The 3500-nt window shown below is 72.1% G+C and carries 3 protein-coding genes; all 3 read right to left on the bottom strand.

What is annotated here, in order from left to right; all coding sequences use genetic code 11:
* Nucleotides 1-402, bottom strand: a 402-nt coding sequence (locus KBA23_RS16335; RefSeq protein WP_290743203.1) for a hypothetical protein, incomplete at its 3' end; no start/stop codon positions are given.
* A gap of 16 nt (nucleotides 403-418) precedes the next feature.
* Nucleotides 419-1858, bottom strand: a complete 1440-nt coding sequence (locus tag KBA23_RS16330; RefSeq protein WP_290743200.1) for a M81 family metallopeptidase — start codon at nucleotides 1856-1858, stop codon at nucleotides 419-421.
* A gap of 23 nt (nucleotides 1859-1881) precedes the next feature.
* On the bottom strand, nucleotides 1882-3500 hold a 1619-nt coding region (locus KBA23_RS16325), incomplete at its 5' end, for a family 20 glycosylhydrolase (protein WP_290743197.1).

Below are 3500 nucleotides of genomic sequence, written 5' to 3'. Positions count from 1 at the left end.
GGTGAACTCGGCCTCGTGGCTCTTGACCTTGGCGAAATAGAGGGCGTTCGAGGCGCCGTAGATCGCGACCGGACCGACCATGACGAGGCCCAGAACCAGCGCCGACGGCAGGAAATAGACGGTCACGAAGCCGGCCGCGCCGAGGCCGGTGGTGATGATGAGCGGAAGGCGATAGCTGGCGCGGCGGTCGGCGACAAGGCCGATGCCGACGCTGGCGAGCACGTTCGCCACGGCGGCGGCGAAGATGACCAGCGAATAGGCGGCGTTGGACATGCCGAGTTCGCGGATCGCGATCACCGGCTGGTAGGGCGAGGTAGCGGCGCCGGCGAAGCCGAAGAGGAAGATCCCGGCGGCGCAGGCGCGCGCCACTGGATGGTGCCGGAGGATTCCGAGAAAGGGCATCAGTCTTGGGTTCGCATCAGCGGATGAAACGGGCCGAGGCCAGCCCCTTCGGCGCGAAGGCGGCATCCGGATCATAGGGGAGCCGGCGCAACCGGCGGCGGTGGTTGGGCAGGTTGGCGATGTCCTGGTTCACCGATCCATCGGTCAGGGCCATGAGGCCGGGGTTGGCGATGGGCGCGAGTTCGGGCGAGAGATAGCCCGATTTCACCACGAGGAGCCGCGCGCCCTTGGGGTCGAGGCCGAGGCGGGTGAAGTCGGCGATGCCGTGGTAGGGTCGCCGACGGGCGGCGAGAACGAGGGTGACGCCGCCGATGGCCACCACCGCCTGCCGCTCGGGCTCGGTTCCGGGGTCATCGAGCCGGAGCACGCGCGCCTGCGTGGTGATCGAGACGCCGGCGGGGTCGAGGGTCGCGCCGATCCGGAGCGCGAGGTCCGCGCCCTCGCCGGCGGCGAAGCAGGCCGCGACCGCGGGCGCGTCGGTGATGCCGGCGATCAGCGCGCCTTTCCAATCGCGGGCGATCAGCGCGGCGAGCACGTCCGCACGGTCACCGACACCGCCCCCGGTCGGGTTGTCGCCGGAGTCCGCGAGGATGACCGGCGCGGTGGCGGAGGCCGCCGCGCGGTCGAGCATCTCGGCGAGCGGGCCGGTGACGGGGCCGAAGCGGAAGTCGTCGCGCGCGGCCCAGAAGCGGGCGGCGATCTCCTCGGCGGCGGCGCGGGTGGCCGTGAGGTCGGTGCCGGTGACGACGGCGGCGGCGGTGGCCCGGGGTTCGTCCGCCCAGACATAGCCGATCATCAGATCCGCCTTCCAGACGCCCGGGCGGCGGTCGAATTCCGGCAAGGCGGCATAGAGCGAGCGGGCCGGCTCGTCCTCGGTCGAGCTGCGCTCGCCGGGGAGCAGCAGTGGCACGGGCACCCAGACGACGCCGGGGCGCTCGTCGCCCGATAGGCGGCGGAGCAGCATCTCCCAGGCGGCCCGCATCGTCTCGCGCACGTCGATATGCGGGGCGGTGCGATAGGCGGAGAAGATGTCGATGGCGTCGACGATCCGCTGGGTGACGTTGCCGTGCAGGTCATAGCTCGTCGCGATCGGCAGGTCGGGGCCGACAACGGCGCGCACGGCGGCGATCCAGTCGCCTTCGGCGTCCTCCATCCCCGCGACATGCATCGCCCCGTGCATGGCGAGATAGACCCCGTCGAGCGGCAGCGCGCGTGCCAGCCGGTCGAGGAATTCCGCCTTGAAGGCGTCGTAGGTGGCGCGCGCCACCGGTCCGCCGGGCACCGCGCGGGCGTGGAGCAGCGGGACGGGTTCAACCCCCTCGCGGGGGAGGAAGTCGAAATAGGCGGCCCCGAGCAGGTCGGGCCCGCGCAGGACGTGGAAATCCTCCTCGTGCATCAGCGCGGGAGAGGAGGTGGAGCATTCGGTGTGGATGCCACCGACGGCGATGCGCGGCATGATCGTTCCTTCGCTGATCGGGTTCACAGGCCCGGGTGCCGCCGGGCCTGCGCGGCGAAGCGCGGCCAGTCCTTGGCCGCGGCCGGGGTCCAGGCCGCCTCGGCCACCGCGGCGAGTCGCGGGAAGACCAGGTCGTTGAAATATTCGCGGTCGTGGAAATGCTCGCACCAGATGCAGGCCTGGACGCCCTTGACCTTCGCGCGCAGTTCCTCCGGGAAGCCCTCGACCGCCTCGTAGGCATAGGTCTGCGCGGGCGTCGAGGAACCCGCCCAGCCGGCGCCGGGTTCCAGCCAGGCCGGTGACTGGGCCATGTCGAGATAATAGGCCTGTCCCGGCGTCATCACCACGTCGTAGCCCTCACGCGCGAGGGCGATCCCGACCGCCGGGCTCTGCCAGGCCATCAGGATCGTTCCCTCCGGCGCCACGCCGCCGCCGTGCGCGACCTCGTTCCAGCCGACGAGGACGCGGTTGCGCTCGGTCAGCATCCCCTTGAGCCGGCGCAGGAACCAGGCCTGCAGTTCGAAGGTGCCGGCGAGGCCTTCGCGCTCCATCAGCGCGTGGGCGAGGGGCGAGGCCAGCCAGGAATTGTCCGCCACCTCGTCGCCGCCGATATGGATGCGGGACGAGGGGAAGATCTCCACCATCTCGTCGAGGATGGTGGCGAGCACCTCGTAGGTGGCCTCCACCGCCGGGTTCAGCGCGTTGTTCGGATAGCCCTGCACCGAGTGGTAGCTCTCCGCCGGCTCGCCCGCGTCGACGAGGTGGGGCAGGGCGGCGAGCATGGCGGTGGCGTGGCCCGGCGTCTCGATCTCGGGCACCACCTCGATCCCGAGCCGCGCGGCGTGGGCGACGACCTCGCGGAGCTCGGCCTGGGTGTAGAAATCCGTCCGCGAGGCCGAAGGATCGCCGAGCTGCGGGAGCAGTCGCGCGTCGGCGCCGCGCGTGGCCCCGATGGCGGTGAGTTCGGGAAAGGCGCGAACCTCGAAGCGCCAGGCCTCGTCGTCGGTCAGATGCCAGTGGAAGACGTTCATCCGGTACCAGGCGAGGATGTCGAGGAAGCGGCGGACGTCGCTCACCGGCCAGAAGTGCCGCGAGACGTCGAGATGACAGGCGCGCCAGTCGTGGCGGGGCGCATCCTCGATGACCCCGGAGGCGGGAAAGCGGAAGACCTCGGCGCTCTCGGTCGCGCCGTGGAGCAGTTGGATGAGCGCGACGAGCCCGTGGCGGCGGCCGTCGGCGTCACTGCTCTCCAGCCGGATCGTGGGCGCGAAGCCGAGGCGATAGGCCCCGGCCGCGAGACCCGTGTCGCGCGCGAACTCCACCGCGCGGCCGCCGGGGACCGGCGAGAGCGAGACCGCCGCGGGCGCGGCCCCGAAGAGCCGGTGGTGCAGCGCTCCCGCCTCGGACAGCGCCAGCAGATCCTCGCGCGCAGTCCCGGCGGCGGGGGTCAGAGCGAGGGGCGTCTCGCCGGGCCGCAGCTCGATCCGGACGGGCCAGGGCAGGAGGGCGAAGGGCTCGGTCAGCCGGCCTTCGGGCAGGCGCGCGGGCGGCGCCTCCGGCGCGCCGGAGCCGAGGGCGAGGTCGCCGACCGCCGCATCGACGTGACGGCCATCGGCGAGGGTGAGATAGGCGGTCTTGACGC

The organism is Amaricoccus sp. (assembly GCF_017995835.1).
In the GTDB taxonomy this organism is placed as follows: Bacteria; Pseudomonadota; Alphaproteobacteria; order Rhodobacterales; family Rhodobacteraceae; genus Amaricoccus.
The sequence above is the reverse complement of the archived record's forward strand: the minus strand, read 5'-3'. Positions and strand labels throughout refer to the sequence as shown.